The sequence below is a fragment of the Cupriavidus sp. FW305-F7 genome (assembly GCF_058782875.1).
This window is the reverse complement of sequence record NZ_JBYSYC010000015.1, coordinates 70,752-95,646: the sequence shown is the minus strand read 5'-3', so window position 1 is coordinate 95,646 and position 24,895 is coordinate 70,752. Positions and strand designations below refer to the sequence as shown.

The following is a 24,895-nucleotide window of genomic DNA, read 5'->3' as shown; positions in this document are numbered from 1 at the left end:
TCGAGGGCTTGCCATCATGCGGATCTCCTGCGCGCTGGCAGAATGAGACAGCCAACGGGCCGGAGCGCAATACTTGCCTAGCGCAGCGGTATTGGGAGACGAAGATCCCGCAAGGCAGCGCGCAGAGATTTGTCGACGCGGCCGGGCCGGTTACTCCTTGCCGCCGAATGGCTGCGGCTTGAGCGAGCCAAGGTAAGCGACCAGCGCGTTCATGTCGGCACCACTGATGTTCTTGTACCAGTCGAACGCCATGGGCGGCTTGTAGTGCATGCCGTTCTTGCCTGTGCCTCGGATGGCCTGGGCGATCTCTTCCTTGCTCCAGTTCTTGAGCCCGCTCTCATGGGGAGTCAGATTGCGTGCCACACTCTCGCCCCAAGGACCTTTGAACACCTGGCCGCCGGCGCCCAGACGCGTGAGCACCAGCTCTCCCTTTTCATCCCGCGGCGTGTGACATTCCATGCAATGCCCGATATCGGCGAGGTACCGGCCATACGTGATCGTCTCCTTGGGCGAGGGCGCGCTAACGCCTTTCACAGCCGGGCCGTAGCTGGGCGGCAACGGGATGTTGTACTCGGACTTCCTGACGGTATTCTTCACGGGCGGCTGTACCCTCAGATAGGCGATGATCGCTGCCAGGTCTGCGTCAGACATGCGCCGGTAGAACTCGATAGGCATCGGCGGACCGATGATGGTCCCGTCCGGCCGGATACCTTCGCGGATCGCCTTGCCGAGCTGTGCATCGGTCCACTTGCCGATCCCTGTCTCAGGGTCTGGCGTAATGTTGGCCGCGTACGCCTTGAACGGCGGGTGATCGAAGACCATGCCACCCGACAGGCCCCTGGAGAAGACAGGCGCCCCATTTTCCGCTCGGGCAACATGGCAATTGCCACAAGCCACCACCCCCTCCATCAGGTATTTGCCACGCGCGATGCGCGCCTGGTCCTGCCCGCTGCTTGCGCCAATTTGAGACATCAGGAACAAGCCTGCGGCCAACCTCAGGAATATCGCCATGGTTACCCCTTGCCTGGATTCCTGGCCAATGCGCCCGGACTGAATCCATCGAAGTATCGGCAAATCCTGTCTGAATGGAATCCTCCAAACAGTTGAGTACGGCGGTGGAGGGGGCCGATATCCAGCGCTGCGGCAGGAGTTCGGCGATGTCACCGGTCTCCTGGACAGGCAGGCGCTGGAGCACGTCCGTAGCCCCCTGCCCCACGGCATCTGCCAGCCCGAAAGCTGCCCCGGCCCATCCGGCGGTGTGCCGAATGTTGCCTCGCCCGGATCGCCCGGCACCAGGCATCACTTCTTCTTCCTGGGATCATCAGCCGGGTTGACGAAGTTGAAAGCCCAGGGCCCCGTCGCATTGATCTGGATAATGGTTTCGTCCTTCGTCCAGCCAAAATGGTGCATCTTGGGTGGCATGACAATCAGGCTGCCGGGGCCGAGCGGCGAGGTCTTTTCCGGGTCGAGCTTGTCGCCCATGCCATAGTTGAACGTCCCTGAAAGCACGGTCACCCGCTCCACGCCTGGGTGCCAGTGCGCTGCCACCTTAGCATCCGCGGGTACTTGATCCGGGCCGTGAACGGCTCTTTCTTGTCCATCTGCCCCTCGAGAACGGCGAGTTTGGCACCCGGTATCAGTGGCAGGTCCGCCCATTTGATCTCGTCGGCGGTGACCTTGATCATGCTGCCCGCAGGGGCAGCCAATGCCGCAGACATCGTCAGGCAGACGCCGAAGGCCAGTGTGGCAATCGGGGGAAGCTTGTTTTTCATGGCGCGCTCCTTCCTGAGACGGCAACCAGACAGCCGGAGCGGTGACGGCACAGACCGCATTGATGCCATCTGGCACCCGATTCCGCCACCAGCCGCGCTGGAGACATCCACTGCACGGCACAGGTTCAGGCATGCATGCTCGAGCGTCTTCATCGCCCGAAGCAATAATCTGATGCATATCGCGGGCCACCCGTGGTGGGAGGGTGACGGGCGGGTGCGTGACGCTTGCCCGGTGTGTCGGTTGCGCGGTAAATCGGCCAGATCGTTTCAGCTGTGAAACACCGGCGGCTAGCGTACCAGGCCCCGACTTTCAACTCCCCTTCCACACCGGCGACCGCCGGCCCACAAACGCATCCACTCCTTCACGAAAGTCGCTACTGCCATAGCACAACCGCACCAGATCGTCCGTGTCGGCCACCGACTGCACGGTCTGGCGCCGCAACGCCTCCTTAACGACCGTCTGCGTGACAGGCGCCAGCGCGCCAAGCCGGTCGCATAGCGAAGCGACCTCGGCCTCTAGCGCCTCCGCGGCATATACGCCCTCCAGGAAACCGCAGGCCAGCGCGGCGTCCGCGTCGAGGATCTGCGCCAGCAGCAGCATGCGGCGCACCGGCTGCAGCCCCCAGGCCGCTCGCAGCTTGGCAAGATTCAACGCCGACAGCGTATTGCCCAGCGTGCGCGCAATCGGCACGCCAAAGCGGCCCTTGGGAGTAGCGACACGGAAGTCGCACGCAGTAGCGATAGCCAGGCCGCCGCCCACCGCCCAGCCTTCGATAACCGCCACAGTTGGCATCGGCAGTTGCTCGACCAGGCGGATGCCTTCGTCGATACGCGCTTCGTAGGCAACCCCGTCGTCGCCGCTGGAGAACTGCTGGAACTGCGCGATGTCGGTGCCAGCAACAAAAGCCTCACCGCCCGCGCCGCGCAGCACCACCACGCGCGCACCCGCATTGCCTTGCGCCGCAAGCCTGCGGCAATGCGTGCCGAGTTGCTCGTACATGGCCCACGTCATCGCATTGCGCGCGGCAGGACGGTCGAACGTCAGCGTCGCGACCTGCCCCTGCATCGTGAGCGTGACCTGTCCGTCGTTGCCGGAACCGCCTTCCGGCGGCAGCGCGGCCTTCATGATCCGAATGCGCCGGCTACAGCCAGCGACTGCTGTTCGTCCTTCGGAATACCCAGTTCGGCCAGGATTTCTTCCGTGTGCTGGCCAAGCAGCGGCGGGGGGCGCCGTACCTGCTGGGGCGTGCCGCCCATCTTCACGGCGAAGCCGATATTGGGCACCTTGCCCTCGATCGGATGATCGATCTCGATGCGCATCTGGCGGTGCCGGCCGTGCTCGCTGTCGAAGGCCTGCGGGTAGGTCAGGATCGGCCCAGCCGGGATGCCTACGCCGAGCAGGCGTTCGATCCAGTAGTCGCTGCTCTCCTTGACGAAGCTCGCCTCCAGCGTCGCGATCAGTTGCTGCCGGTTGGCCAGGCGCAGCGCCACGGTGGCAAAGCGCTCGTCCGCCAGCAGATCGGCCCGCTCAAGCGTGTTGCACAGCAGCTGCCACAGCTTCTGGTTGGTGGCCCCCATGACGAAGTAGCCGTCGGCGGACTTCATCGCCTGGTAGGGCGCGCTCATGCGGTTGGCCGTGCCCAGCGGCTCGGGCTCGCGGCCCGTGCCCCAGTATTCGCAGGTGTCCCACACCGAGAACGCCAGCGCGGAATCGAACAGCGACGCATCGACATACTGCCCCTTGCCCGTCTCCCTGGCGCCGATGTAGGCAGACAGCATGCCGTAGGTCGCGAACAGTGCGCAGCCGATATCTGCCACCGGCACGCCCGCCTTCACCGGCGCGCCACCCGGGTAGCCGGTGACGCTCATCACGCCCGACATCGCCTGCGCCATCAGGTCAAAGCCCGGCCGCCCGGCCCACGGCCCGCTCTGGCCAAAGCCCGAGATGCTGCAGTAGACCAGCTTCGGATTGATCCTGGCGAGGGTCTCGTAGTCGATCCCCAGCCGCTTCATCACACCGGGGCGGTAGTTCTCCACCAGGATGTCAGCCGTTTCCGCCAGGCGATAGAGCACCTGCCGGCCGGATTCGGTCTTCAGATCCAGCGTGACGCTGCGCTTGTTGCGGTTCATGTTGAGGAACCCCATGCTGTCCGAGCCCTTCATCTTGAAGCCCATCGCGCCGCGCGTCTGGTCGCCTCCATCGGGCGGTTCGATCTTGATCACATCGGCGCCGAGGTCGGCCAGCAGCATGCAGGCGTAGGGCCCGGCCATGACCTGGCTGACGTCGAGCACGCGCACGCCGGCCAGCGGCAAGGTGGAGGCAGGCGCCTGTGCGCCGGAGTCGCGGAAATCTGTCATGGGGTGCTTCTTCCTGGATAAATGGATGGGGCAACGTGCGCGCGTGCGTCGGTTCTCGGCCATCGTCTTGCAGCGCTCAGCTCTCGGCCTTTACGCCGGCGTCCTTCACGACCTTGGCCCACTTGGTGGACTCAGAGGCGATGAATGCACCGAACTGCTGGTTGGTGCCGCCGGAGTCCTCGGCGCCAAAGCTCTTGAGCCGCTCGGCAACGTCGGGCATGGCCAGCACGCGGTTGACGTCCGCGTTCATGCGCTGCACCAGCGCCGGCGGCATATTCTTCGGGCCCACCAGGCCGTACCACGACGCCGCGTCCAGCCCGGGAAAGCCGGACTCAGCCAGCGTCGGCACATTGGGATGGCTGGCCGCGCGCTTCAGGCGCGTCTGCGCGATCGCAATCACCTTGCCCTGCTGGATAAATGGCGTGGCGGCGGTCATGGTGTCGAACGCATAGTCGATCTGCCCGCCGATCAGGTCCGCCACCAGCGGGCCCGAGCCCTTGTAAGGCACGTGCACCACGTCGAGCCTGGCTTGCAACCGGAACATCTCCAGCGCCAGGTGCTGCGCCGAACCGATGCCGGACGAACCAAAGGAGATCTTCCCCGGCTTCTGCCGGCACAGCGCCACGATGTCCGAAACGCTGCGCACCTTCTGTTCCGGACGGCAGGTCAACATATTGGGCGTGACGCCCACCATCGAAATCGGCGTGAAGTCGGTGCGCGGGTCGTACTTGACGTCCAGCAGCGCCGGGGCGATCGCGTGGCTGTTCACATGCGCCATCAGCAAGGTAGTGCCGTCAGGCGGCTGCTTGGCCACATAGGCGGCGGCGATGGCGCCGGTGGCGCCGGGCTTGTTCTCCACCAGCACGCTGGTGTTCCACATGACCCCCAGCTTCTGCCCGATCACGCGTGCCAGCACGTCGGTGCCGCCCCCGGGGGCGAAGCCCACCACAATGCGCACCGGGCCGGCGATATCGGCGGCTCGCACCAGGCTGGGCATCACCAGCCCAGCCGCTGCCGCCAGAATGAATTGTCTGCGCTGCATTGCGTGTCTCCGTCCTGTAGTTATGGAGCCATCATCCGCAATGCATCCGCCGCGGGCTATCGCTATTTGGGGGATTCTGGTTTCGCGTTTTGCGCAAGCACCGCCAGCACGCTGACCGCCGCCGAGGAAAGTGTCCCATGGGGCCGATGGCACAGCACAAACTGCCGCTGCGCCCAGGGCGCGGCAATGGGCAGCCGCACAAAGCGGCTGCCGCCCGCCACCTCACGCGCAATCGCCTCCGGCATCACCCCGCCGCCCAGGTTCTGCGCCACCAGCGCGGCCATGCTGTCGAAGCCGCCCACGCGCATGCGCATGCGCAGCACGCGGCCGGCCTCCTCCGCCAGCCGCTCCAGCACGATCGAGATCGCCGAGCTCTCGCTGAGCACGATCAGGTCGCAGTCCAGCACGTCGTCCGGCGTGACCTTGCGGCGCCGCGCCAACGCATGGCCGCGCGCCACCACCAGGACCAGTTCGTCATTCCGATAGGGCGCGGTCGGCAGGTCGATCACGCCCAAGCTGCCGTCGTAAATGCCGATGTCCACGGTGCCGCGGCGCAGCGACTGCTGGACTTCCGCGCTGTTCATTTCCTGCAGGTCGATGCGCACGCCGGGGCAGGCGACGGCGCAGCGTTGGATGTCGAAGGGGAGGAACTGGATGACTGCGGACTTTGGCGCCGCTACCCGGACCACGCCCAGGTCGCCGCCGACGAAGGAGGCGGCGTCGTCCTGCATGCGCTGGACGGTATGGGTGATGCCGCGGGCGTGGGCCAGCAGTGCGCGACCGGCTTCGGTCAGGGCCATGCCGTGGGGGAGGCGTTCGAAGAGGGAGACGCCTAGTTGGGCTTCCAGTTCGAGCACGCGTCTTGACGCGGCAGCGGGGGCCAGATGGAGACGCTCCGCGCCGCGGGTAATGCTGCCGGCGTCGGCCACGGCGATGAAAAGCTGGACGGTGGTGAGGTCAAAATGCAGGCGGGTGGTGCGCAAGGGGGGTGAGGACGTCACGATGGTCGGCGCTTATGCAGGCGTCGTCGCAGGGGGCGAGCTACGGATTGAGGGAAGAGGAAACCGTTACGGGCGCCATCTGATTCTCCACTTATCAAGCGGCGTCAGCAACTGCGGATTTCCCGCGCAACCCTCGCGAGGGTGTCCGGCGTGACTGGCAGACCAGACCACGCGTCGACGGTGGAACTGCGAGCTTTCGCTCAGGGAATATGGAGAACCTCCGCGATCTTGTCGACGAACTTTACCCCGAGCTTTCCGTAGCCGTCCGCAGTCGGGTGAATCTCGTTCTCCCAGTCTGCCGTGGCGCCATCGTCGTCGGTCCCGGCCGGGTCCAGCGTGTCGCGCGTCTCGGCCACATGAAAATTCGGGATACCGGCCTGGCGAATGACTTCATCGGCAAGTCGGTCGGTGAATTCATTGGCCAGGTCAATCCAATTTCCCTCGGGAATGCCATAAACCTGCAGCGCCGGAAACAACCATGGCCCACGGCCCAGCCCCGCACCGCTGTTGCGCGGCGTGGCGTAGTCGTAGGTGTGCGTGATGATCGGCGTGTTCTGGTTCTGCGCGCTGATCCGGCGCAAGAAATCCAGGGCTCGGTACTGGTCCAGCATATACCGTGTGAATGCAATCCAGCCCGGTCGGGAGATAAATGTACTGATCGCGTCAGGGCCATCCCATTCATCTTCGGTCAACAGCAGTCTGTCGTTGGGCGGCCTGCGATGGCCGTTGGCATCGTTCGGCGTGGTCTGGATGGCGTCGATCAGGTCATTGCCGCCACCGGACAACAGGATGACGCTCCAGGCCTGGTCGTGCGGACCGACGAGGAAACTGTAGAACAGGGGATCCTGGCGGCTGTCGAGCATATGCGCCAGGGTATCGCCAGGATCCGCGCAATCCACGGCGATGGCGCTGCGCGACAGCCACATGTTCATCAGCAGATTTGAGCCGCTAAACGGCCTCAACGTATTAATGGAGAACCAGGAGTCCCCCTGGGCCAGGCATTGCAGGCTGAAGTCGCCGAGCATCGGCGCGCCTTCGCGCATCATCTCAAAGGACTGCACTGGCTTGAGTCGGTTGGGGCGTTCAGCTGATCCCGGCATCGCACATCTCGCTCTACTCTCGACAACTTTCCAAACCCGCCTGGCCGGTCATCAGCCGTCGTTGAAGGAAATCGTAGGCGCTGCCATGGCAATACCAAGTCATCGCGCTTGAAGTCTGGTCTGCACGGAATTAACAATGCTTCAGTCATGAAACATCTCGCACGTGCAGCGAGCATTATTTACACGGCGCATCGAGCGTCCCTGGTGGCAGCCGGGGCTCCACCTGTACACAGCGTTTAGCAGTCGTTGGGCAAACGCCTGCGGCTCGCAACGCCCTGGCTGCTGCCTGCTTCTATTCCACTTGCCTTTCCCGTGAAACCCAATAGCTTTGTACTAAACAGAGTTCGATTGCCCCGCTAGTGACAAGGCAACTGTCGAGGCTGCGGTTCCAGGCCTGGGAAGTCGAGCAAGCGCGCGTAAATACTTTGCTGACTGACAGTAAAGGGGCGGTTTCTTTGTCTGTTACGTCATACAAGCGCGTTTCACTCCATTGGCGCCTTGATGGGCGCGAACGACTGGGGCACTTACCATTGGACGGTTCCCATGAAAGCACGCCATCAATCCCTTTTCGATCTCGTCCGCTCAGGGCTTCTATGTGTCACTGTGGCACTGTTCGCCGCCTGCGGCGGAGGTGACGACGGGAAACCAGCTGTCAATCCGCCTCTCCAATTCCAGGTGGTGTCGTTTGGCGACAGCATTTCTGATGTAGGAACCTATGCGCCAGTTGCGCAACTGGTCGGCGGCGGGCGTTTCACCACCAACCCTGGGCAGGTGTGGACCCAGGATGTTGCAAACTTCTTCGGCGGGACACTGACCGCGGCGCAAACCGGTGGCTATGGTGCGCCAGTGCGGAATCACGCAGACGGATTGGGTTACGCCCAGGGAGGCGCCCGTGTAACGGATCCCAATGGCATCAACTTCAAGGCGAATGGACTCGGCGCGTTGACGGTGCCGATTGCAACGCAGCTGCAAAACCACCTTTCAGCGCACGGCAACTTCAATGACGGCCAGCTTGTTCTTGTCCAGGGAGGCGGCAGTGATATCCTGATCCACGCCGACGCGGTTGTAGGAGGAAGTGAGACACTTGGTGATGCGAATCAGGCCGTGACGCTTGCCGCGCAGCAATTGGCGGCAATCGTCGGAAAGATCCTCCAATCCGGTGCCAAGCATGTCGTTGTCTCAAACGTTGGCAATATCGGCGTGTCGCCGTTGGGGGTCAGCGACAACAGCCTCGGGTCCCTTCTCACCGGGATGACGCTCACCTTCAATTCTGCGTTGACGAACGCGCTCCAGACTGCAGGCATCCAGAACCAGGTCATCAACATTGATCAGTTCGGCTTCATCAACGATGTCCTTGCCCATTTCAAGGAGAAGGGATTCCAGGTCAGCAATACCGGGACCGGCTGCAACCTGCAGCTTCTGTCCAAGGAGATCGAAGTGAGTTCGCTGTTCTGCTCACCGAAGACCTACACGGTGCCGGACGCTGATCAGACCTATATGTTTGCTGATGAGGTCCATCCGACCACGCATCTTCATGCGCTGTTTGCGACGCTGGTGGAGCAGGCAGTGCAGGCGGCGAGCAAATAGGAGAGCGGATGGGGGCAAATCGATCGTTCCACATACTTTAGTTGCGCACCGACAACGGCACGCATCGCGGCCTCGACCCAGCCCCCCCCCCACTTATCGCGGCACAAACAATTGCGGATTCGCCGCATAACCTCGCGAGCATGTCGGGCGCGACTGGAGAACCGGCCCGGCGGATCATCGGAGCGCTACAGATGAACGGCTATCGTATCGATGCCCCGCCATTCGCCTTACAGCCATGGCGGTCTTGCGGCACGATGGAAGCGGTGTGCGCATCAAAATATATGCCATCGTACCGGCCTCCGGAATAAAGAAACGTGTAGAGCAGCTTACGTTTGAATTGCCCCCTCAGGCGAAGCACGGGACTTGCGCAAGCCTCGGCAGACAAGGCGCTGACATTCCGATATTTGAGCAGCGGTTTGTCAGACCCCTTGTGCAGCACGACAACATCCCATCCGATAAACCGCATCGGGGTATCGCTCTCGTTGCCGAACGTTCTGGCATGTGTCTGGCCGTTCGCGTCGCCAGCCTTTAGCACTCGATACTGTACGTGGCACTCTCCGCAGGCATACTGCATATGTATGACATCGACTGTTGTGTCTTTTTCCGACAGCTGAAAGGGGTATAGGAACGCAGCCAGGAGCTCACGCATGCCTCCGGTACTGGTCGCGTCTCCATTTCGTAGCGCGCAGCGAACGTCAACCATAGTTCTCCTCGTTCGTCATTGAACTGAAGATCTATAAGCTACGTGCGTAGTGCCGGCTGTAGGCCACGTCCTAAAATGAGGTCGAAATTTCCGCGCTTGAGCGGAGTTACGCGGCTCTCGCGATGCGGGACGGTGATATCCACGCTTCATGCCCGTGAGTTGTTGGAATACCTCTGTTTTCCTGTGGAGAAAAGGTTGGATTTCCTGCATGCACCCGAGCGGTACCGCCTGGCTGGCTGAACCGGTGCGCATAGTGTATTTGCGGGCAACTTTCCCCCGCATCTGGTGCTGTGGTGCCTTTCATACGCGCAGCTCTCACCGAGACACGCCTCTGCCGAACTTCTGCCTTGAACATGGCAGGCATACGGCAGTGACCGTACGCCTACCTCTAGCCTGCGCAATTACAACGCATTCGCACGTACTGAATCCAACGCGTCACATGCAATTGCCAATTGCTCGGCGAGCGCGGTTGAAGCCGACGTCATTGGCAAACGCAGTTCATCAGACAGCCAGCCATGCCTGGCCAGTAATGTCTTGACCGGACCTGGGTTAGGTTCTGCAAACATGAGTCGAATCAGGGGAATTAAGGCATGGAAAAGGTGGCGCGCGACGCTCAGACGCTGCTCAGCCACAGCGCGCCACAACGCCGAGAAGAGATCAGGCCGAATGTGCGCTGACGCAACGATTGCGCCCTGACCGCCCATGCACAGCGTGGCAAGCAGTTGGTGGTCCTCTCCCGAAAGGACAGCTAGGCGGCCATCGGCGATCAACGCCTGTGTAGTTTCAGCGTTACCGCCGCAGTCCTTGATACCTCGAATATTGCCGTGGTTCGCCAACGAGAGCAGCGTTTCGGCGCTCAGCGTCACACCGGTTCGGTAGGGGATGTCATACAGCACCAGCGGTGCCGTAGATCTATCGGCCAGGTCGCGAAAGTATCCCTTCAATCCTTCCTGCGACGGTCTTATGTAGTACGGTGCAGGCGCTAAGACCCCCGCCAGCGGACGCTCGCCAATCCTGTCCAGACGGCTCAACACATCCCGAAGATTGTTGCCAGCCAAGCCCATCATGACCGGCAGTTCCCCGGCCTCGGCCAGCACGGTATCCAGGACGGCCAACTGTTCCGCCTCATCGAGCGCGGCGGCTTCGCCGGTGCTCCCGCACACCACCAACCCCGCCAAGCCGCTACCGCGGTAATGGGCCACTAGCCGCCGCAGCGCGACGTGATCCACCTCATGGTTGCGAAAAGGGGTGACCAGGGGTAGCCAGATACCACGATAGAGATAATCCACTTCTTGCATTGCATGCTCCGGATCGACCGATTCGGAAACCGCGCAGGCAAGCGACGGAGCAAGATGCGCTCAAGACGGCAAGGGAGGGATTGGCAGACCGTCTTCTACACTGATGCTGTTCCGTCGCTCAACTGACGGAACAGCACGCTCCGGTCAGATGAGCGACTGTTTTTTGGATTTGGCGCGCGCGCCCCACTGCGGCTGGTTCGCAGTGAGATCAAGAGAGAGGGAGGCGGGGCGGCGGCTCATGGTTGCGTCAATCTATCCGCTTCTCGGCAAGCTCGTCAAGCCTGGCCTGGGAGGGCTCTCTTCCAAGGGGCTATCGAATCAACGCCCCAACCTGGCTCTTCGCGGTACTCCATCCAGCGAAAGCAACTCCATTCGCGCGGTATCGAAGCGCGCACACTCTGCCTTGAGCCACGTCGAGAAAATGATCACGCGCCTATCCTCAGGATTACGAGAAAGCAGCATGTAGCGCGCCGGCGCGCGTACGTGCTTGCCGAAGACATTCACCAGCCGTCCGCTCCTGATCTCGTCATAGACCAGGGCCGTACGCCCCATCGCCACCCCCTGGTGGTTCAACGCCGCGCTGATGGCAAGGCTCGACAGATTGAACTGCGGCCCCTCCAGATGCCCAATCCATGTCGGGTGAAAGGCCTCAAGCCATGTCCGCCATTCCACAAACTCGGCTGCGCCGACCCATGGCGATGCGTCATGCAGCAACACGACGCCGTCGAGCGAAGCCCCGTCAGATAGCCCAGGATGCTGGGTGAGGTACTCGGGTGTGGCCACCGGAATCAGGAACTCGTCCAGCAAAACGTCAGCTTGCAACTGGCTGTAGCGGACGGGGTCGTAACGCACTGCCACGTCAATGTCTTCCGCCTCCATCGATTGCCTGTCCAGGGCCTGGAACTCGGCTTTCAGGCGCACGGATACGTCCGGCTGCTCGCGGTGGAACTCAGTCAGGCGCGGCATCAGCCATTGCAGCGCATACGACGGCAGGCAATTGACCTGCAAAGGCGCATTTGGCAGGCCGAGTCGCTGGATCGTCTGCTGAATCTCGTGCAGTGCGCGCGTGGTCGTCTCGAACATAGCCTCACCCTTTGGCGTCAGTTTCAAGTTGCGCGGCTGGCGCACGAAGAGCATGTAGCCGAGACGGTCTTCCAGATGGCGAATCTGCTGGCTCACCGCGCTTTGGGTGAGGCTCAGCGATTCGGCGGCCTTGGTAAAGCTCAGCAAGCGCCCCGCGGCTTCGAAACACCGCAACGCGCCGAGAACAGAGGAATCGAGCTGCATTCGTATTAGCCTGACTAATGCATGCGTTAGAAACGATCGCTATTTTTGCACGATTACAGCGTCTACGATCACGGTTCATAAGGAATTCCTTGGAGAAGGACGTGATGGCCACCCTGCCGCTCACTCGTGATCTATTAGAAATACTTCAATCGAGACAGCCGCTGCTTTGGCTGAATCCGAGGCTGGGGCAACCCCTGCCGGCTTCCGCCCCATCGACGGAACTGATCGCATCGGCCGAGGCGCGCCTTGCGCGCTGTGCACCACTCATGGCGACGCTGTTTCCCGAACTGGGGTCAAGCCATGGGCAAGTGGAATCGCAATTGATGCCGGCCACCGCACTCCAACACGCGATCGTCGGCAACGATGGCGCCGAGGGGGCATGGTTCATCAAGCGGGACGACGAACTGCCGATTGCAGGTTCCATCAAGGCTCGCGGCGGCTTTCATGAAGTGCTGGCGATTGCCGAATCTATCGCGATCGAGCACGGTGTCCTGAAGCCTGCGGGTGATCGCCGCCTGCTGGCGACGGCGGCAGCGCGCGCGCTGTTCTCGCAATACTCGGTAACGGTCGGCAGCACGGGCAACCTCGGCTTGAGCATCGGCGTGATGGCGGCTGCTCTCGGGTTCGATGCGGTTGTACATATGTCCGCGGACGCCAAGGCGTGGAAGAAGGACCGCCTGCGCAAACGCGGCGTACGCGTCGTGGAACATGAAGGCGACTACGCTGAAGCAGTGGCAGCTGGCCGGGACCAGGCGCTGGCAGCGCCGCGCTGCCATTTTGTTGATGACGAGCGCTCCGCCCTGCTCTTCTTCGGATACGCTGCCGCGGCACGCCACCTGGCGCGCCAGCTGGCCGAAGCCGGCCGCGTCGTGGATGCCGCGCATCCGCTCTTCATCTATCTGCCCTGCGGTGTCGGCGGCGCACCCGGTGGTATCACTTACGGGCTCAAGGCACTGTTCGGCGAGCATGTGCACTGTTTCTTCGCCGAGCCCGTGGCCTCGCCATGCGTACTGGTGCAGTTGGCCTCAGGTGCGCAAGCTCCCGTATCCGTCTACGACATCGGCCTGGATAACCGGACCGACGCCGATGGCCTCGCCGTCGGCCAGGCATCCCATCTGGTCAGCCCGTTGATGGCTTCCCAACTCGCCGGCGTGTTCACCGTCCCCGACGATCAACTCTACGTTCAGTTGCTCGCGCTCAAGACGTCGATGGGCGTGGAAGTCGAGCCGTCAGCGGCCGCCGGCATCGGAGGCCCGGGCTGGCTGCGTCGCTCGCCCGAGGGCCAGGCGTATGTGCGCGATCACGGATTGCACATGCACGACGCCACGCATGTGATCTGGGCCACCGGCGGCTCGCTCGTCCCGCCCGAGGAGCTTCGCCGGTTCCAGGATTACGCCGCAACACTGGCCGGCCATGCTTCTGGCGCGATGCAACAGGCAGCCTGACCCTCTCGTCGTCGCGCCCCCCACAATACAAGGAGACACTTTCATGGAGCAGCATCGCCCGATGTTCAGGGGCGGCCTGACACTTACGCATTTGAAGACGCCACCTATCGCAAGGTCGCCCTGCGCTTCATCCCGTTCCTGATGCTGTGCTACGTCGTCGCGTATCGCGATCGCGTGAATATCGGCATCGCCAAGCTCAACATGCTGGCCGACCTGCAATTCAGCGAGGCGGCCTATGGGCTCGGCGCAGGGCTGTTCTTTATCGGCTACATGCTGTTCGAGGTACCGAGCAACCTAATCATGCATCGTGTCGGCGCGCGACGCTGGATTGCCCGCATCATGATCTCCTGGGGCCTGCTCTCAGGAGTCATGGCATTTGTCACGACACCATTGCAGTTCTACACGGTACGCTTCCCTGCTCGGCGTCGCCGAAGCCGGCTTCTACCCCGGCGTAATCCTCTATCTGACGTACTGGTTTCCGAATCGCCGCCGCGCTAAAGTCACTGCCATATTTCAGGCGGGCATTCCAATCGCCGGCTTGCTCGGCAGCCCTTTGTCGGACTGGATCCTGGAGCGCTTTCACCTGGTCGGCGGTCACGCCGGCTGGCAATGGGTGTTTGTGCTCGAAGCCCTGCCGACGCTCCCGCTGGCGATCGGCGTGAAATACGGCCTGACGACGAATTCACAAACACGTCAATCCCGCCCTGAGTGTCCTCTTCGACCGTTTATCTTTGGAAGTGGGTCGTTGAGCACCTCGCCATAGATGCGGGCGCACATATCTTCCAAGGCCGAATCGTCTGTTGGCTTCGAAATTTCAAATTGCACGACGCGCATGCCCTTCCCTTGTGCTTGCTCCTCTCGTGAAGGCGCCAATGCGCAAACAAAAAATGGGAGCGAGTTGCTCCCATTCTTTGTCACTTAGCATCTATCTACTGCCTCAATCCCAGCTCAACGCCCCACCCGTCTGATACTCAATAACGCGAGTCTCGAAGAAGTTGCGTTCCTTCTTCAGATCGATCATCTCACTCATCCACGGGAACGGATTCTCCTCATTCGCGAACAACTGATCCAACCCAATCTGCTGGCAACGACGATTGCAAATGAACCGCAGATACCCCTTAAACATCGGCGCATTCAACCCCAACACCCCACGCGGCATCGTATCCTCCGCATAGCGATACTCCAGATCCACCGCCTTCTTGAACAGCTCAGTAATCTCAGCCTTGAACTCCGCCGTCCACAGATGCGGGTTCTCCAGCTTGATCTGGTTGATCAGGTCGATACCAAAATTGCAGTGCAGCGACTCATCGCGCAGGATGTACTGATACTGCTCGGCAGCACCAGTCATCTTGTTCTGCCGGCCCATCGCCAGGATCTGCGTAAAGCCCACATAGAAGAACAGCCCTTCCATGATGCAGGCGAACACGATCAGGCTCTTCAGCAGCTTCTGGTCGTTTTCCGGCGTGCCGGTCTTGAACGACGGGTCGGTCAGGGTGTCGATGAACGGGATCAGGAACTCGTCCTTGTCGCGGATCGACTGCACTTCGTGGTACGCGTTGAAGATCTCGGCTTCGTTCAGGCCGAGGGACTCCACGATGTACTGGTAGGCGTGGGTGTGGATGGCCTCTTCAAAGGCCTGGCGCAGCAGGTACTGGCGGCATTCCGGCGCGGTGATCTGGCGGTAGGTGCCCAGGACGATGTTGTTGGCGGCCAGCGAGTCGGCGGTGACGAAGAAGCCGAGGTTGCGCTTGATGATGCGGCGCTCGTCTTCGGTCAGGCCGTTGGGGTCTTTCCACAGGGCGATGTCGCGGGACATGTTGATTTCCTGCGGCATCCAGTGGTTGGCGCAGCCGGCCAGGTATTTTTCCCACGCCCACTTGTACTTGAACGGCACCAGCTGGTTGACGTCGGTCGAGCCGTTGATCACGCGCTTGTCGGCGGCATTGACGCGGCGGTTGCTTTGCGCGGCGGCGGCGTTGGGATTGTCGCCCAGGATACCGGGCTGCGTGGCGGCCGGCGGCAGTACGCCTTGCTGGTCGGCCGTGGCGGCAACAGCGGGTTGCAGGGCAGGCTGCGGTGCGGCCTGCGGGGTGGCTTGAACGTCGTCGTCCCAGCTCAGCATGATGTGGTTCTCCGTGATTCGATTTGGGGGCGGCGGTTTGGTCGGATTTGACGCTTCACTTCGTGGTGGCGCCGGCCCTCACCCCCGCCCCTCTCCCGCAAGCGGGAGAGGGGCGGGGGTGGCTTTTACTCTCTTACGTTATTGGCAGGCTTCGCACTCTTCAAAGCCAGGGTCGCCCGGGCGCATCGTGCAGACCGCGCCTTCGGCTTCCGGCATGGCCGGGGCCGATGCTGCGGCTGCGTCCAGGGCGGAGCCGCTGTCGCTGCCCGACGACACTGCGTTCAGCGAGCCGCGCGACACGGTGGACTTCTCCACGTGCGTCGCAGCCATGGTGCGCAGGTAGTAGGTGGTCTTCAGGCCGCGCAGCCAGGCCAGCTTGTAGGTGTCGTCCAGCTTCTTGCCCGAGGCGCCGGCCATGTAGATGTTCAGGGACTGGGCCTGGTCGATCCACTTCTGGCGGCGGCTGGCGGCTTCCACCAGCCAGGTCGGCTCCACTTCGAACGCGGTGGCGTAGATGTCGCGCAGGTCTTGCGGGATGCGGTCGATGCGCGACAGCGAGCCGTCGAAGTACTTCAGGTCGGCAACCATCACCTCGTCCCACAGGCCGCGCTCCTTCAGGTCGCGCACCAGATAGTCGTTGACCACGGTGAACTCGCCCGACAGGTTGGACTTGACGTACAGGTTCTGGAAGGTCGGCTCGATGCAGGCCGACACGCCGATGATGTTCGAAATGGTCGCGGTCGGGGCGATCGCGATGCAGTTCGAGTTGCGCATGCCGTGCTGCTTGATGCGGGCGCGCAGCGCGTCCCAGTCCATCGTGCTGGACAGGTCCACGTCCAGGTAGCCGCCGCGCTCTTCGGCCAGCAGCTTGAGCGAGTCTTGCGGCAGGATGCCACGGTCCCACAGCGAGCCTTCATAGGTGCTGTAGCGGCCGCGCTCTTCGGCCAGCTCGGTCGAAGCCTTGTAGGCGTAGTAGCACACCGCTTCCATCGAGGTATCGGCAAACTTGACGGCGGCGTCGCTGGAGTACGGCGTGCGCAGCACGTGCAGGCAGTCCTGGAAGCCCATGATGCCCATGCCGACCGGACGGTGGCGCAGGTTGGAATTGCGCGCCTTGTCCACGGCGTAGTAGTTGATGTCGATCACGTTGTCGAGCATGCGCATGGCGGTGCGCACGGTCTTCTGCAGCTTGGCGTGATCCAGCGCGTAGGTGCCGTCGGCCTGCTTGGTCATGTGGGCGACCAGGTTGACCGAGCCCAGGTTGCACACGGCGATCTCGCTCTCATTGGTATTGAGCGTGATTTCCGTGCACAGGTTGGAGCTGTGCACCACGCCCACGTGCTGCTGCGGGCTGCGGATGTTGCACGGATCCTTGAAGGTGATCCACGGGTGGCCGGTCTCGAACAGCATACCCAGCATCTTGCGCCACAGTTGCAGCGCCGGCAGCTTCTTGAACAGCTTCAGTTCGCCGCTGGCGGCCTTGGCTTCATAGCCCAGGTAGGCCTTTTCGAATTCCTTGCCGACCTTGTCGTGCAGGTCCGGGCAGGTGGCGGGCGAGAAAAGGGTCCATTCGCCGGCTTCCATCACGCGCTTCATGAACAGGTCCGGAATCCAGTTGGCCGTGTTCATGTCGTGGGTGCGGCGGCGGTCGTCGCCGGTGTTCTTGCGCAGTTCCAGGAATTCTTCGATGTCCAGGTGCCACGTTTCCAGGTAGGCGCAGACGGCGCCCTTGCGCTTGCCGCCCTGGTTCACCGCCACGGCGGTGTCGTTGACCACCTTCAGGAACGGCACCACGCCTTGCGACTTGCCGTTGGTGCCCTTGATGTGCGAGCCCAGTGCGCGCACGTTGGTCCAGTCATTGCCCAGGCCGCCGGCGAACTTGGACAGCAGCGCGTTTTCCTTCAGCGCTTCATAGATGCCTTCCAGGTCGTCCGAGACGGTGGTCAGGTAGCACGACGACAGCTGCGAGCGGCGGGTGCCGGAGTTGAACAGGGTCGGCGTGGACGACATGAAGTCGAACGACGACAGCAGCTGGTAGAACTCGATGGCGCGCGCTTCACGGTCCTTCTCGTTCAGCGCCAGGCCCATGGCCACGCGCATGAAGAAGGCTTGCGGCATTTCGATGCGGGTTTCATCGATATGCAGGAAGTAGCGGTCGTACAGGGTCTGCAGGCCCAGGTAGTTGAACTGGAAGTCGCGGCCGGCGTCCAGCGCCGCGCCCAGGCGGGCCAGGTCGTAGGTGGCCAGTTGCTCGTCCAGCAGTTCGGCTTGAATGCCGCGGGCGATGAACTTGGGGAAGTACTCGGCGTAGCGGCTGGACATCTCGGCCTGGGTCACTTCGGTGCCCAGGATTTCCTTGCGGATGGTGTGCAGCAGGATACGGGCGGTGACCTGGCTGTAGTCCGGGTCCTTTTCGATCAGGGTACGCGCGGCCAGGATGGCGGAGTCGTACACCTGCGTCATCGGTACGCCGTCGTACAGGTTCTTCAGGGTTTCCTTCAGGATCGGCTCGGCGCTCACTGCATTGCCAAGGCCGCTGCAGGCATTGTCGATCAGGGCGTGCAGCGCGGCGATGTCCAGCACGTGCGTGACGCCGCCATCGGTCACGTTGACCGAGATGCCGCCTTCCTGCACGCGGGCCACGGCCTGGGCGTTGGCCTGGGCGCGCTCGTCCTTGCGCTTCTCGCGGTACAGCACATAGGCGCGGGCCACTTCATGCTCGCCCGAGCGCATCAGCGCCAGTTCCACGTGGTCCTGCACGTCTTCGATATGGATGGCGCCGCCGTTGGGGCGGCTGCGCACCAGTGCGCGCACGACGTTGTCAGTCAGTTGCTCGACGATCTCGCGCACACGCGCGGACGCAGCGCCCTGCCCGCCGTTCACGGCGAGGAAGGCCTTGGTCATGGCAACGGCGATCTTGGACGGCTCGAAAGCCACCACGGCGCCGTTGCGTCGAATGATCTTGTGATCCGGGTAGTTCGTATTGGCGGCGTTGGCGGGGGTCTGCTGCGCGGTCGGTGCAATACCGGCGGCGGCGCCACCCGTGGTGATTTCGTTCTGGGCCGTTTGCATGAGAACTCCTGTTTTTACCCTGGAAATAAGAGACAAAAGAGTCCCTGGCGAAATGCGGCGAAAAGAACGTCCCTCCCGGCGTGAAGTCAGGGCGGACAGACTGCCTTTACGTGAACATTTCGCCAGGGACTCTTGTGATTCGCTGGCCTTAGCGGGCGGTTTCGAGACGATGCACGAACTTCGTGATCCCTGACTCGCCCTTGGGCCGGCTCCCCGGTTTGACTACTAGATATAGTGTGTGACGCGTGAAACTGGGCTAAGTATAGTGAAACGAATCCGAATGACCAGTCTTGACAAGCGCTATTTCGGAGGCGGTTGCGCCGATGCGGCAGCGCCACATGCCCGCAACCCTAATACTCGCAAGGGTTTTCGCCAGACCGTTCGCAACTGCACATTTCACAAAAATTTTTTTGATTGTTGCGAGGTTGCGATAGCCCCACGCCGAGGTAGGGCATGTGCGCCGGAACGGGGCGCACGGGGATGGGGAATGACGTTAAGAATTCGTCACCTGGCCAGCCGCGCCAGGGCACTGGTAGGGCAACATGCCCGGCGCCACGCCCGCCTGCCTGGCGAAGCGCGCCCAGTCGAAATGCGGGCCGGGATCGGTCTTGCGCCCCGGGGCGATGTCGCTGTGGCCGGCAATCGCGCGCACCGGGTAGGCGACCAGCAGCGCGGGCACCAGCGCGGCCACGGTGTCGTACTGGGCCAGGGTGAACGGCAGGTCGTCGCAGCCCTCGATCTCGATGCCGATGGAAAAATCGTTGCAGCGGGCGCGGCCGAAGAAGTCTGACTGCCCGGCGTGCCAGGCCCGCTGCGTGCACGGGACGAACTGCACCAGTTCACCCTCGCGGGTGACCAGGAAGTGCGCGGACACCTGCACCTGGTGGATGGTGGCAAAGAACGGGTGCTTATTGGGATCGAGCCGGTTCTGGAAGAAGGCCTCGATGTCGCCGCTGCCGAACTGGCCGGGCGGCAGGCTGATGTTGTGCAGCACCACCAGGTCCACCGGCATGCCGGCCGGGCGCTCATCGAAATTGGGCGACGGCACGCGGCGCGCGGCGGGGACCCAGCCGTCGGCATCGGGCAGGTAGCGGTGCTCAGGCTTGCTCATGGCGTGCCCTCGCCTTCCACGGCGCTGCGGTCGGCGGCGTCCATGGCTTCGCGGATGCCCAGTTGCTGGATGCGGTAGCGCAGCTGGCGCAGGTTCAGGCCCAGCAGCGGCGCGGCCGCGGTGCGATTGAAGTTGGTCTGCGCCAGCGCCTGCAGAATCAGCTCGCGCTCCACGGCTTCCAGCCTGGCCGGCAGGTCGATCGGGAAGACGATGCCGCGGCAGGCACGTTCGGCGGGGTCGCCGGCGGGCTCGGGTTCGGGCGCGCTGGCCGGGGTCGGTGCCACGGGCGGCGGCTCTGCCAGGGCCGGCGCGGGCGCGGCGGCCGGCGGCACCGGCGCCCACATGCCTGCGGCACCCCAGGGTGCGTAATAGTTAGGCGCCATCGCCGGCGCGGGGGCATGCATCAGCCCGGCCCGTTCGGCACCGGCGTCCAGCGGGCCCAGATCGGCCAGCTCGATCTCTTCGCTCTCGGCAAAGGCGTAGGCGCGCTCCAGCAGGTTCTCCAGCTCGCGCACGTTGCCCGGGAAGGGATAGGCCACCAGCCGTTGCAGCGCCGCCGGCGACAGCCGCTTGGGGCGCGGGTCGCCGTAGCGCACCGCCAGGTGGTCCAGGATGGCGCGCGCCAGCACCGGGATGTCTTCACCGCGCTCGCGCAGCGTGGGCATGCGCAGCGCCAGCACGTTCAGGCGGTAGTACAAGTCCTGCCGGAACTGCCCGGCCGCCACCATCGCGGCCAGGTCCTTGTGGCTGGCGCACATCACGCGCACGTCGACGGCGTCTTCGCGGCTGGCGCCGATCTTGCGCACGCGGCGCTCCTGCAGCGCGCGCAGCAGCTTGACCTGCATCGGCAGCGGCAGGTCGGCCACCTCGTCCAGCAGCAGCGTGCCGCCGTTGGCGGCCTGGAAGAAGCCGCCGCGCTCCCCGTCGGCACCGGTGAAGGCGCCTTTGACATGGCCGAAGAACTCGGACTCCATCAGGTTCTCGGGGATGGCGCCGCAGTTGACGGCGATAAAGGGATGCGCGGCCCGCCCGCTGGTGGCGTGAATGGCGCGTGCGGCGCGCTCCTTGCCGCTGCCGGATTCGCCGCTGATCACCACCGGCGCCATGCTGCGCGCCAGCCGCGACAGCGAGCGGCGAACCTCCTGCATGGCGGCGGAATGGCCGGGCAGCAGGGCCGCGGCGCGGTCGGCGGCCTGCTCGGCCGCGGCGGCTTCGGCATCGGTGCTGTCGCGTTGCTGGCGGCCCAGCGCGTTCAGCACCAGGCTGCGCAGCTGCTCCAGCGAGACCGGCTTGGCGATGTAGTCGAAGGCGCCGGCCTTGAGTGCTTCCACGGCGTTGTCGGCGCTGCCGTAGGCGGTGATGACCGCCACCGGGATGCGCTCCGGCGCGGCCGACAGCTGGCGCACGATCTCTATACCCAGGCCGTCGCCCAGCCGCATGTCGGTCAGCACCAGGCTGTAGCGGCCCTGTGCCAGCTTCTCGCGCGCCTCGGCCAGGGAGCCGGCCAGCACCACGTCATGGCCCATGCGGCGGATCGAGATGTCCAGCAGCTCGCGCAGGTCGGCCTCGTCGTCGATGACCAGGATGGGGTCGGGCGCTCGGGGCATTCGGGGTGGCATGGGGTGGTGGCTGGGTTGGGACAGGTCAGGCGGCGGCCGCATCGGCACTCTCGATGCGCAGCGTCAGCACGAAAGCCTTGGCCGGCAGTGTATCGCGCGCGGCGGGGGCCAGCATGCCGGTGCGCTCGAGCAGCGCCGGCAAGGCGATGGCGCCGTAGCGCACCTGGGCGTCATTGGCGCCGCACAGCTCGCGCGCCATGAACAGGCCCAGCCCGGTGCCCTGGGCGTTGCTGGTGAAGAACGGTTCGAACAGGCTGCGCTGGTGCTCGCGCGCGACTTCGGCGCCGTCGTTCCAGACGATCAGCTCGGCATGGTGCTGGTCCAGCGCATGCGCCAACAGCCGGATCGAGCCCGGCAGCCGGCTGCAGTAGCGCCAGGCGTTGTCCAGCAGGTTGCCCAGTACCTGTTGCAGCTGCGAGGCGTCGAACACCACCGGCTGGGCCACGTCCACGGTCAGCCGGATGGCATTGGCGTTGATGTCGGCCCGGCCCGCCGGGCGGGTCTCGCCTGCGCGCGGGCGGCGCGAGCGCATTTCGGCGCGCCAGCGCTCGACGATCTCGGGCAGCGCCTGCGCCAGGTGCACGGTGCTGCGGCCGGTGCGCGGGCGGCGCGACATCTGCAGCACGTCTGACACCACCTGGTCCAGCCGGCGCACGTTGTCGTTGATGATGCGCAGCAGGCGGGCGTCGATATCGACATCGGCGCCGCCATGGTCCTGGGCGGCGGGGTCGCGCCGGCCGGAATCGCCCAGCAGCTCGCTGGCCTGGCTGATCGCCGCCAGCGGGTTGCGGATCTGGTGCGCGATGCTGGCCACCAGCCGGCCCATGGCGGCCAGCTTTTCCTGCTGCACCTGCTCGGCGATGCGTTCCCAGCTTTCGATGTGGACCAGCACGGTGTCGCGCATCTCGTTGCGCAACAGGGCCTCATCCTCCTGCGACCAGGCCATGGCCTCGTTCTGGGCGATGGCCAGGCGCAGGCGGCCGGCGGCTTCGGGCGACAGTTCGCTCCAGGCGGCCGTATCCAGCGTGGCCGGCACGGTGCGGCCATGCGCCATGGTCGAACGCAAACCTGCCAGCCCCGGCAGCACAAAGCGCAGCCGCAGCCGGGTGTGCTGCATGGTGCCGTCTGCCAGCGCGGTGCCGGACGCCATCGGCAGCAGCTGCAGGATGCGCGGCACGTCGTCCTTGCTGTGCAGCCAGTCGCGCAGCATCTCCATCAGCGGCTGCAGGCGCGGGATGCGGCGCAGGTCGAACAGCACGGCTTCGCCGCCCTGCCCTGCCGCACCACCCAGCCGGCGTGAGTAGATGCGCTCATGCGGCTGCACGCCCAGCAGCACCACCGCCGCGGGGTTCGCCGCCACCACCGCGCCGTTGGCACGCACCAGCATCACGCCGTCCTGCATATCGTTGACCATCAGCCGGTTGACCAGCTGCTGCAGGCGCAGCTCCTGCTCGCGCGCCAGCGCCAGCCGCTCCTGCGCGATCTGGCGGTTGGCCAGCATATACATCAGCAGCGCCGCGATCATGAACACCAGCCCGAACAGGCCCGAGCCCAGCAGCCCGGCATCGGCCTGGCGCAGCAGGATGGTGTGCATGAAGGGCCCGCTCATCACCACCAGCGCGGAGATCGAAGCGGCAAACAGCGCGAACAGCAGGCTGGTCAGCGCGCCGGCTTCCAGCGCCGGCAGCAGGAAGATCATGGCCAGGCCCTCGGCCTGCCCGCCCCGCCCCAGCACGCTGAAGACCAGCGCCAGCAGGGCCAGGTCGGCCAGCACCTGCACCCGCACGCGCAGATGGAAGTGCCGGCGCCACAGCGTGCCGGCCAGCATCGCCACGGCAATGCCAAGATAGGGCACGGCGATGGTCATGGCCGCCGCGTGCTCGATGCCGCCCAGGGCCCCAAGGTCGAACGGCACGGGCGGGATCGCATTCGTGACGGCGGTGACGGATGCCGGCTCGCCGCGCCGCATCAGCGCAAAGCCGACCAGCAGCAGGCCCACGGCCACGCGGGTCCAGCAGAAATAGCGCAGCAGGCGCCAGTGGAAGTCAGGCGGTTCGGGCTGGCGCCACAGCTGGGCCAGGCCGCGCCAGGCGTTCAGCCGCTGCCAGCCCGACGACGCCGGCTCTGTCATGGGCGGGGGCCGCTGCTGCCGTCACCGCCTTCAGCCCGACTCTCGTCAGGCAGATGGCTGCGGCGGCAGTAGTGCAGGCCGCGCCAGGCAATGGCCTCGCCCTGCGGCAGGTGCACGCCGCACTGGGCGCACTGGACCATGGGTTCGGCGGTGGCGTCGTCGGCCGGGCCGGCTGCGCCAGTGCGCTCGCCGGCCTGGCGGGCCTGGCGTGCGCGGTGTTCAGCCAGCCGGGCCTCGGCGCGGGCGCGCAGCCACCAGATGACGCCCAGCACCACGGCCAGCAGGATCAGGATACGTGCCATGGAAGATCAGAGACGATGCAGGACGACTTCAATCACGAAACGGCTGCCGACATAGGCCAGCAGCAGGATGCCGAACGAGGCGATGACCCAGCGCAGCGCCACCTTGCCGCGCCAGCCGCGGAAGATGCGCCCGGCCAGGATGCCGCCGAACATGGCCCACGAGATCAGCGCGAACACCGTCTTGTGGTCCAGCCGGAAGGCGCGGCCGAACAGCTCTTCAGAGAACAGCAGGCCCGAGCCGATGGTCAGCGTCAGCAGCACAAAGCCGGCGCCGATCAGCCGGAACAGCAGCTTCTCCAGCGTCAGCAGCGGCGGCAGCAGGTCAAGCCAGCGGCCCAGCCATTCGCTGGGTTGCTGCTCCGGCGGCCGCGCGGGCGCGTGCCGGAAGCCGTGCAGGCGCCGTTCGGCCAGCAGCATCAGGAAGGCGTGGAACGCCGCCAGCGTGAACAGCCCGTAGGCCACGTTGGCGATGATGAAATGTAGCTTGAACAGCGGCCGCGCCGCGTAGCCCAGGATCTGCGAGCCGGGGAAGGCCAGGGGCATCAGGCTGGCTACCAGCGCCACCGGGATCACGATCAGCCCCAGGCCCGCCAGCGAGAAGAAGAAGCTTTCTATCCAGTAGATGCCCACGCCCAGCCACAGCATGGCCGACAGCGCAAAGGCAAAGCCGAACATCATGCGCTCGGCCGGGAAGATGGTTTCATGCAGCAGCAAGCCGTGGCTGGCCAGCGCCGCCAGCATCAGCACGTGCCACCAGGCCGGGCGCCCTTCGCCATGCGCGCCGCCTACCGGGGGGATGGGGCCACCGCCGGCCACCAGCACGGCCGAGGTCGCCCCCCCTGCCTGGCCGGCAGCGGTGGCAACGCGTGGATGGCGCGTGGCCCAGCCGTGATAGGCCAGGCCGCAATAGAGAAGTGCCGTCAGGGCATACAGTACAATGACCAT

Annotated in this window: 20 protein-coding genes and 1 pseudogene; 3 read left to right on the top strand and 18 right to left on the bottom strand. The window is 64.2% G+C overall.

The features are described 5' to 3' along the window. Positions 1–150 precede the first annotated feature (150 nt). From AC3WL8_RS16240 to AC3WL8_RS16205, 8 genes are all read right to left on the bottom strand, one after another. Positions 151–1,011 (bottom strand): c-type cytochrome, encoded by an 861-nt coding sequence (locus AC3WL8_RS16240; RefSeq protein ID WP_211980307.1) that lies wholly within the window; start codon positions 1,009–1,011, stop codon positions 151–153. A gap of 288 nt (positions 1,012–1,299) precedes the next feature. Beyond that, positions 1,300–1,515, bottom strand: a complete 216-nt coding sequence (locus AC3WL8_RS16235) for a cupin domain-containing protein (RefSeq protein ID WP_492378440.1) — start codon at positions 1,513–1,515, stop codon at positions 1,300–1,302. Then, the gene (locus tag AC3WL8_RS16230; protein ID WP_492378439.1) at positions 1,512–1,772 is read right to left on the bottom strand and encodes a hypothetical protein; all 261 of its coding nucleotides are present in this window, start codon (positions 1,770–1,772) and stop codon (positions 1,512–1,514) included. Before AC3WL8_RS16230 ends, AC3WL8_RS16235 begins: the two co-directional genes overlap by 4 nt. Positions 1,773–2,082: 310 nt before the next feature. Continuing rightward, on the bottom strand, positions 2,083–2,898 hold the full coding sequence (locus AC3WL8_RS16225; protein ID WP_153954187.1) for an enoyl-CoA hydratase/isomerase family protein: 816 nt from the start codon (positions 2,896–2,898) through the stop codon (positions 2,083–2,085). Further along, entirely contained in the window at positions 2,895–4,130 is a 1,236-nt protein-coding gene (locus AC3WL8_RS16220; RefSeq protein WP_013958024.1) for a CaiB/BaiF CoA transferase family protein, read from the bottom strand. The genes AC3WL8_RS16225 and AC3WL8_RS16220 overlap by 4 nt, the downstream gene beginning before the upstream one ends. Before the next feature lie 76 nt (positions 4,131–4,206). Next, positions 4,207–5,172, bottom strand: coding sequence for a Bug family tripartite tricarboxylate transporter substrate binding protein (locus tag AC3WL8_RS16215; RefSeq protein ID WP_211980309.1), 966 nt, complete (start codon positions 5,170–5,172; stop codon positions 4,207–4,209). Between the two features lie 62 nt (positions 5,173–5,234). Next, entirely contained in the window at positions 5,235–6,173 is a 939-nt protein-coding gene (locus tag AC3WL8_RS16210; protein WP_211980310.1) for a LysR family transcriptional regulator, read from the bottom strand. A 200-nt stretch (positions 6,174–6,373) separates the two neighbouring features. Beyond that, positions 6,374–7,219, bottom strand: coding sequence for a GDSL-type esterase/lipase family protein (locus AC3WL8_RS16205; RefSeq protein WP_063712334.1), 846 nt, complete (start codon positions 7,217–7,219; stop codon positions 6,374–6,376). Positions 7,220–7,816: 597 nt separating this feature from the next. On the opposite strand from AC3WL8_RS16205, the gene AC3WL8_RS16200 reads away from it, so the two are divergent. Then, on the top strand, positions 7,817–8,860 hold the full coding sequence (locus AC3WL8_RS16200) for an SGNH/GDSL hydrolase family protein (RefSeq protein WP_041228469.1): 1,044 nt from the start codon (positions 7,817–7,819) through the stop codon (positions 8,858–8,860). Positions 8,861–9,059: 199 nt separating this feature from the next. Here AC3WL8_RS16200 and AC3WL8_RS16195 read toward each other — a convergent pair whose 3' ends face one another. The 3 genes from AC3WL8_RS16195 to AC3WL8_RS16185 all read right to left on the bottom strand — a co-directional run bounded on the left by AC3WL8_RS16195 (position 9,060) and on the right by AC3WL8_RS16185 (position 12,154). Beyond that, positions 9,060–9,509, bottom strand: a complete 450-nt coding sequence (locus AC3WL8_RS16195) for a hypothetical protein (protein WP_492378438.1) — start codon at positions 9,507–9,509, stop codon at positions 9,060–9,062. Between the two features lie 455 nt (positions 9,510–9,964). After that, a complete protein-coding gene (dapA, locus tag AC3WL8_RS16190; RefSeq protein WP_013958029.1) occupies positions 9,965–10,861 on the bottom strand; it encodes a 4-hydroxy-tetrahydrodipicolinate synthase in 897 nt (298 codons plus the stop codon). 318 nt (positions 10,862–11,179) lie between these two features. Beyond that, positions 11,180–12,154, bottom strand: coding sequence for a LysR family transcriptional regulator (locus AC3WL8_RS16185; protein WP_211982334.1), 975 nt, complete (start codon positions 12,152–12,154; stop codon positions 11,180–11,182). A gap of 98 nt (positions 12,155–12,252) precedes the next feature. Here AC3WL8_RS16185 and dsdA point away from each other — a divergent pair, with 98 nt between their 5' ends. Further along, positions 12,253–13,593 (top strand): D-serine ammonia-lyase, encoded by a 1,341-nt coding sequence (gene dsdA, locus AC3WL8_RS16180; protein WP_211982337.1) that lies wholly within the window; start codon positions 12,253–12,255, stop codon positions 13,591–13,593. Between the two features lie 93 nt (positions 13,594–13,686). Then, a pseudogene (locus tag AC3WL8_RS16175) lies at positions 13,687–14,248 on the top strand (MFS transporter); the annotation flags it as partial. Between the two features lie 282 nt (positions 14,249–14,530). On the opposite strand, the gene AC3WL8_RS16170 reads toward AC3WL8_RS16175, so the two are convergent. The 7 genes from AC3WL8_RS16170 to AC3WL8_RS16140 all read right to left on the bottom strand — a co-directional run bounded on the left by AC3WL8_RS16170 (position 14,531) and on the right by AC3WL8_RS16140 (position 24,895). Next, on the bottom strand, positions 14,531–15,715 hold the full coding sequence (locus AC3WL8_RS16170) for a ribonucleotide-diphosphate reductase subunit beta (protein ID WP_013958036.1): 1,185 nt from the start codon (positions 15,713–15,715) through the stop codon (positions 14,531–14,533). Positions 15,716–15,853: 138 nt separating this feature from the next. Beyond that, entirely contained in the window at positions 15,854–18,787 is a 2,934-nt protein-coding gene (locus AC3WL8_RS16165; protein ID WP_211980311.1) for a ribonucleoside-diphosphate reductase subunit alpha, read from the bottom strand. A gap of 493 nt (positions 18,788–19,280) precedes the next feature. After that, positions 19,281–19,898: a 1,6-anhydro-N-acetylmuramyl-L-alanine amidase AmpD gene (gene ampD, locus AC3WL8_RS16160; RefSeq protein WP_013958038.1), complete on the bottom strand. Its 618-nt coding sequence runs from the start codon at positions 19,896–19,898 to the stop codon at positions 19,281–19,283. Next, on the bottom strand, positions 19,895–21,517 hold the full coding sequence (locus AC3WL8_RS16155; protein WP_013958039.1) for a sigma-54-dependent transcriptional regulator: 1,623 nt from the start codon (positions 21,515–21,517) through the stop codon (positions 19,895–19,897). Before AC3WL8_RS16155 ends, ampD begins: the two co-directional genes overlap by 4 nt. Before the next feature lie 25 nt (positions 21,518–21,542). Then, positions 21,543–23,648: a sensor histidine kinase gene (locus AC3WL8_RS16150; RefSeq protein WP_492378437.1), complete on the bottom strand. Its 2,106-nt coding sequence runs from the start codon at positions 23,646–23,648 to the stop codon at positions 21,543–21,545. Then, entirely contained in the window at positions 23,645–23,950 is a 306-nt protein-coding gene (locus tag AC3WL8_RS16145; RefSeq protein ID WP_013958041.1) for a PP0621 family protein, read from the bottom strand. The genes AC3WL8_RS16150 and AC3WL8_RS16145 overlap by 4 nt, the downstream gene beginning before the upstream one ends. 6 nt (positions 23,951–23,956) lie before the next feature. Beyond that, on the bottom strand, positions 23,957–24,895 hold the full coding sequence (locus AC3WL8_RS16140) for a cytochrome C assembly family protein (RefSeq protein WP_211980314.1): 939 nt from the start codon (positions 24,893–24,895) through the stop codon (positions 23,957–23,959).

What these genes read in the sequence shown, in the direction of transcription:
- AC3WL8_RS16240 (WP_211980307.1), bottom strand. Translation starts at nt 1,011, where the DNA reads ATGGCGATATTCCTGAGGTTGGCCGCAGGCTTGTTCCTGATGTCTCAA.
- AC3WL8_RS16230 (WP_492378439.1), bottom strand. Translation starts at nt 1,772, where the DNA reads ATGAAAAACAAGCTTCCCCCGATTGCCACACTGGCCTTCGGCGTCTGC.
- AC3WL8_RS16225 (WP_153954187.1), bottom strand. Translation starts at nt 2,898, where the DNA reads ATGAAGGCCGCGCTGCCGCCGGAAGGCGGTTCCGGCAACGACGGACAG.
- AC3WL8_RS16220 (WP_013958024.1), bottom strand. Translation starts at nt 4,130, where the DNA reads ATGACAGATTTCCGCGACTCCGGCGCACAGGCGCCTGCCTCCACCTTG.
- AC3WL8_RS16215 (WP_211980309.1), bottom strand. Translation starts at nt 5,172, where the DNA reads ATGCAGCGCAGACAATTCATTCTGGCGGCAGCGGCTGGGCTGGTGATG.
- AC3WL8_RS16205 (WP_063712334.1), bottom strand. Translation starts at nt 7,219, where the DNA reads ATGATGCGCGAAGGCGCGCCGATGCTCGGCGACTTCAGCCTGCAATGC.
- AC3WL8_RS16200 (WP_041228469.1), top strand. Translation starts at nt 7,817, where the DNA reads ATGAAAGCACGCCATCAATCCCTTTTCGATCTCGTCCGCTCAGGGCTT.
- AC3WL8_RS16195 (WP_492378438.1), bottom strand. Translation starts at nt 9,509, where the DNA reads ATGCGTGAGCTCCTGGCTGCGTTCCTATACCCCTTTCAGCTGTCGGAA.
- dapA (WP_013958029.1), bottom strand. Translation starts at nt 10,861, where the DNA reads ATGCAAGAAGTGGATTATCTCTATCGTGGTATCTGGCTACCCCTGGTC.
- dsdA (WP_211982337.1), top strand. Translation starts at nt 12,253, where the DNA reads ATGGCCACCCTGCCGCTCACTCGTGATCTATTAGAAATACTTCAATCG.
- AC3WL8_RS16170 (WP_013958036.1), bottom strand. Translation starts at nt 15,715, where the DNA reads ATGCTGAGCTGGGACGACGACGTTCAAGCCACCCCGCAGGCCGCACCG.
- AC3WL8_RS16165 (WP_211980311.1), bottom strand. Translation starts at nt 18,787, where the DNA reads ATGCAAACGGCCCAGAACGAAATCACCACGGGTGGCGCCGCCGCCGGT.
- ampD (WP_013958038.1), bottom strand. Translation starts at nt 19,898, where the DNA reads ATGAGCAAGCCTGAGCACCGCTACCTGCCCGATGCCGACGGCTGGGTC.
- AC3WL8_RS16155 (WP_013958039.1), bottom strand. Translation starts at nt 21,517, where the DNA reads ATGCCACCCCGAATGCCCCGAGCGCCCGACCCCATCCTGGTCATCGAC.
- AC3WL8_RS16150 (WP_492378437.1), bottom strand. Translation starts at nt 23,648, where the DNA reads ATGACAGAGCCGGCGTCGTCGGGCTGGCAGCGGCTGAACGCCTGGCGC.
- AC3WL8_RS16145 (WP_013958041.1), bottom strand. Translation starts at nt 23,950, where the DNA reads ATGGCACGTATCCTGATCCTGCTGGCCGTGGTGCTGGGCGTCATCTGG.
- AC3WL8_RS16140 (WP_211980314.1), bottom strand. Translation starts at nt 24,895, where the DNA reads ATGGTCATTGTACTGTATGCCCTGACGGCACTTCTCTATTGCGGCCTG.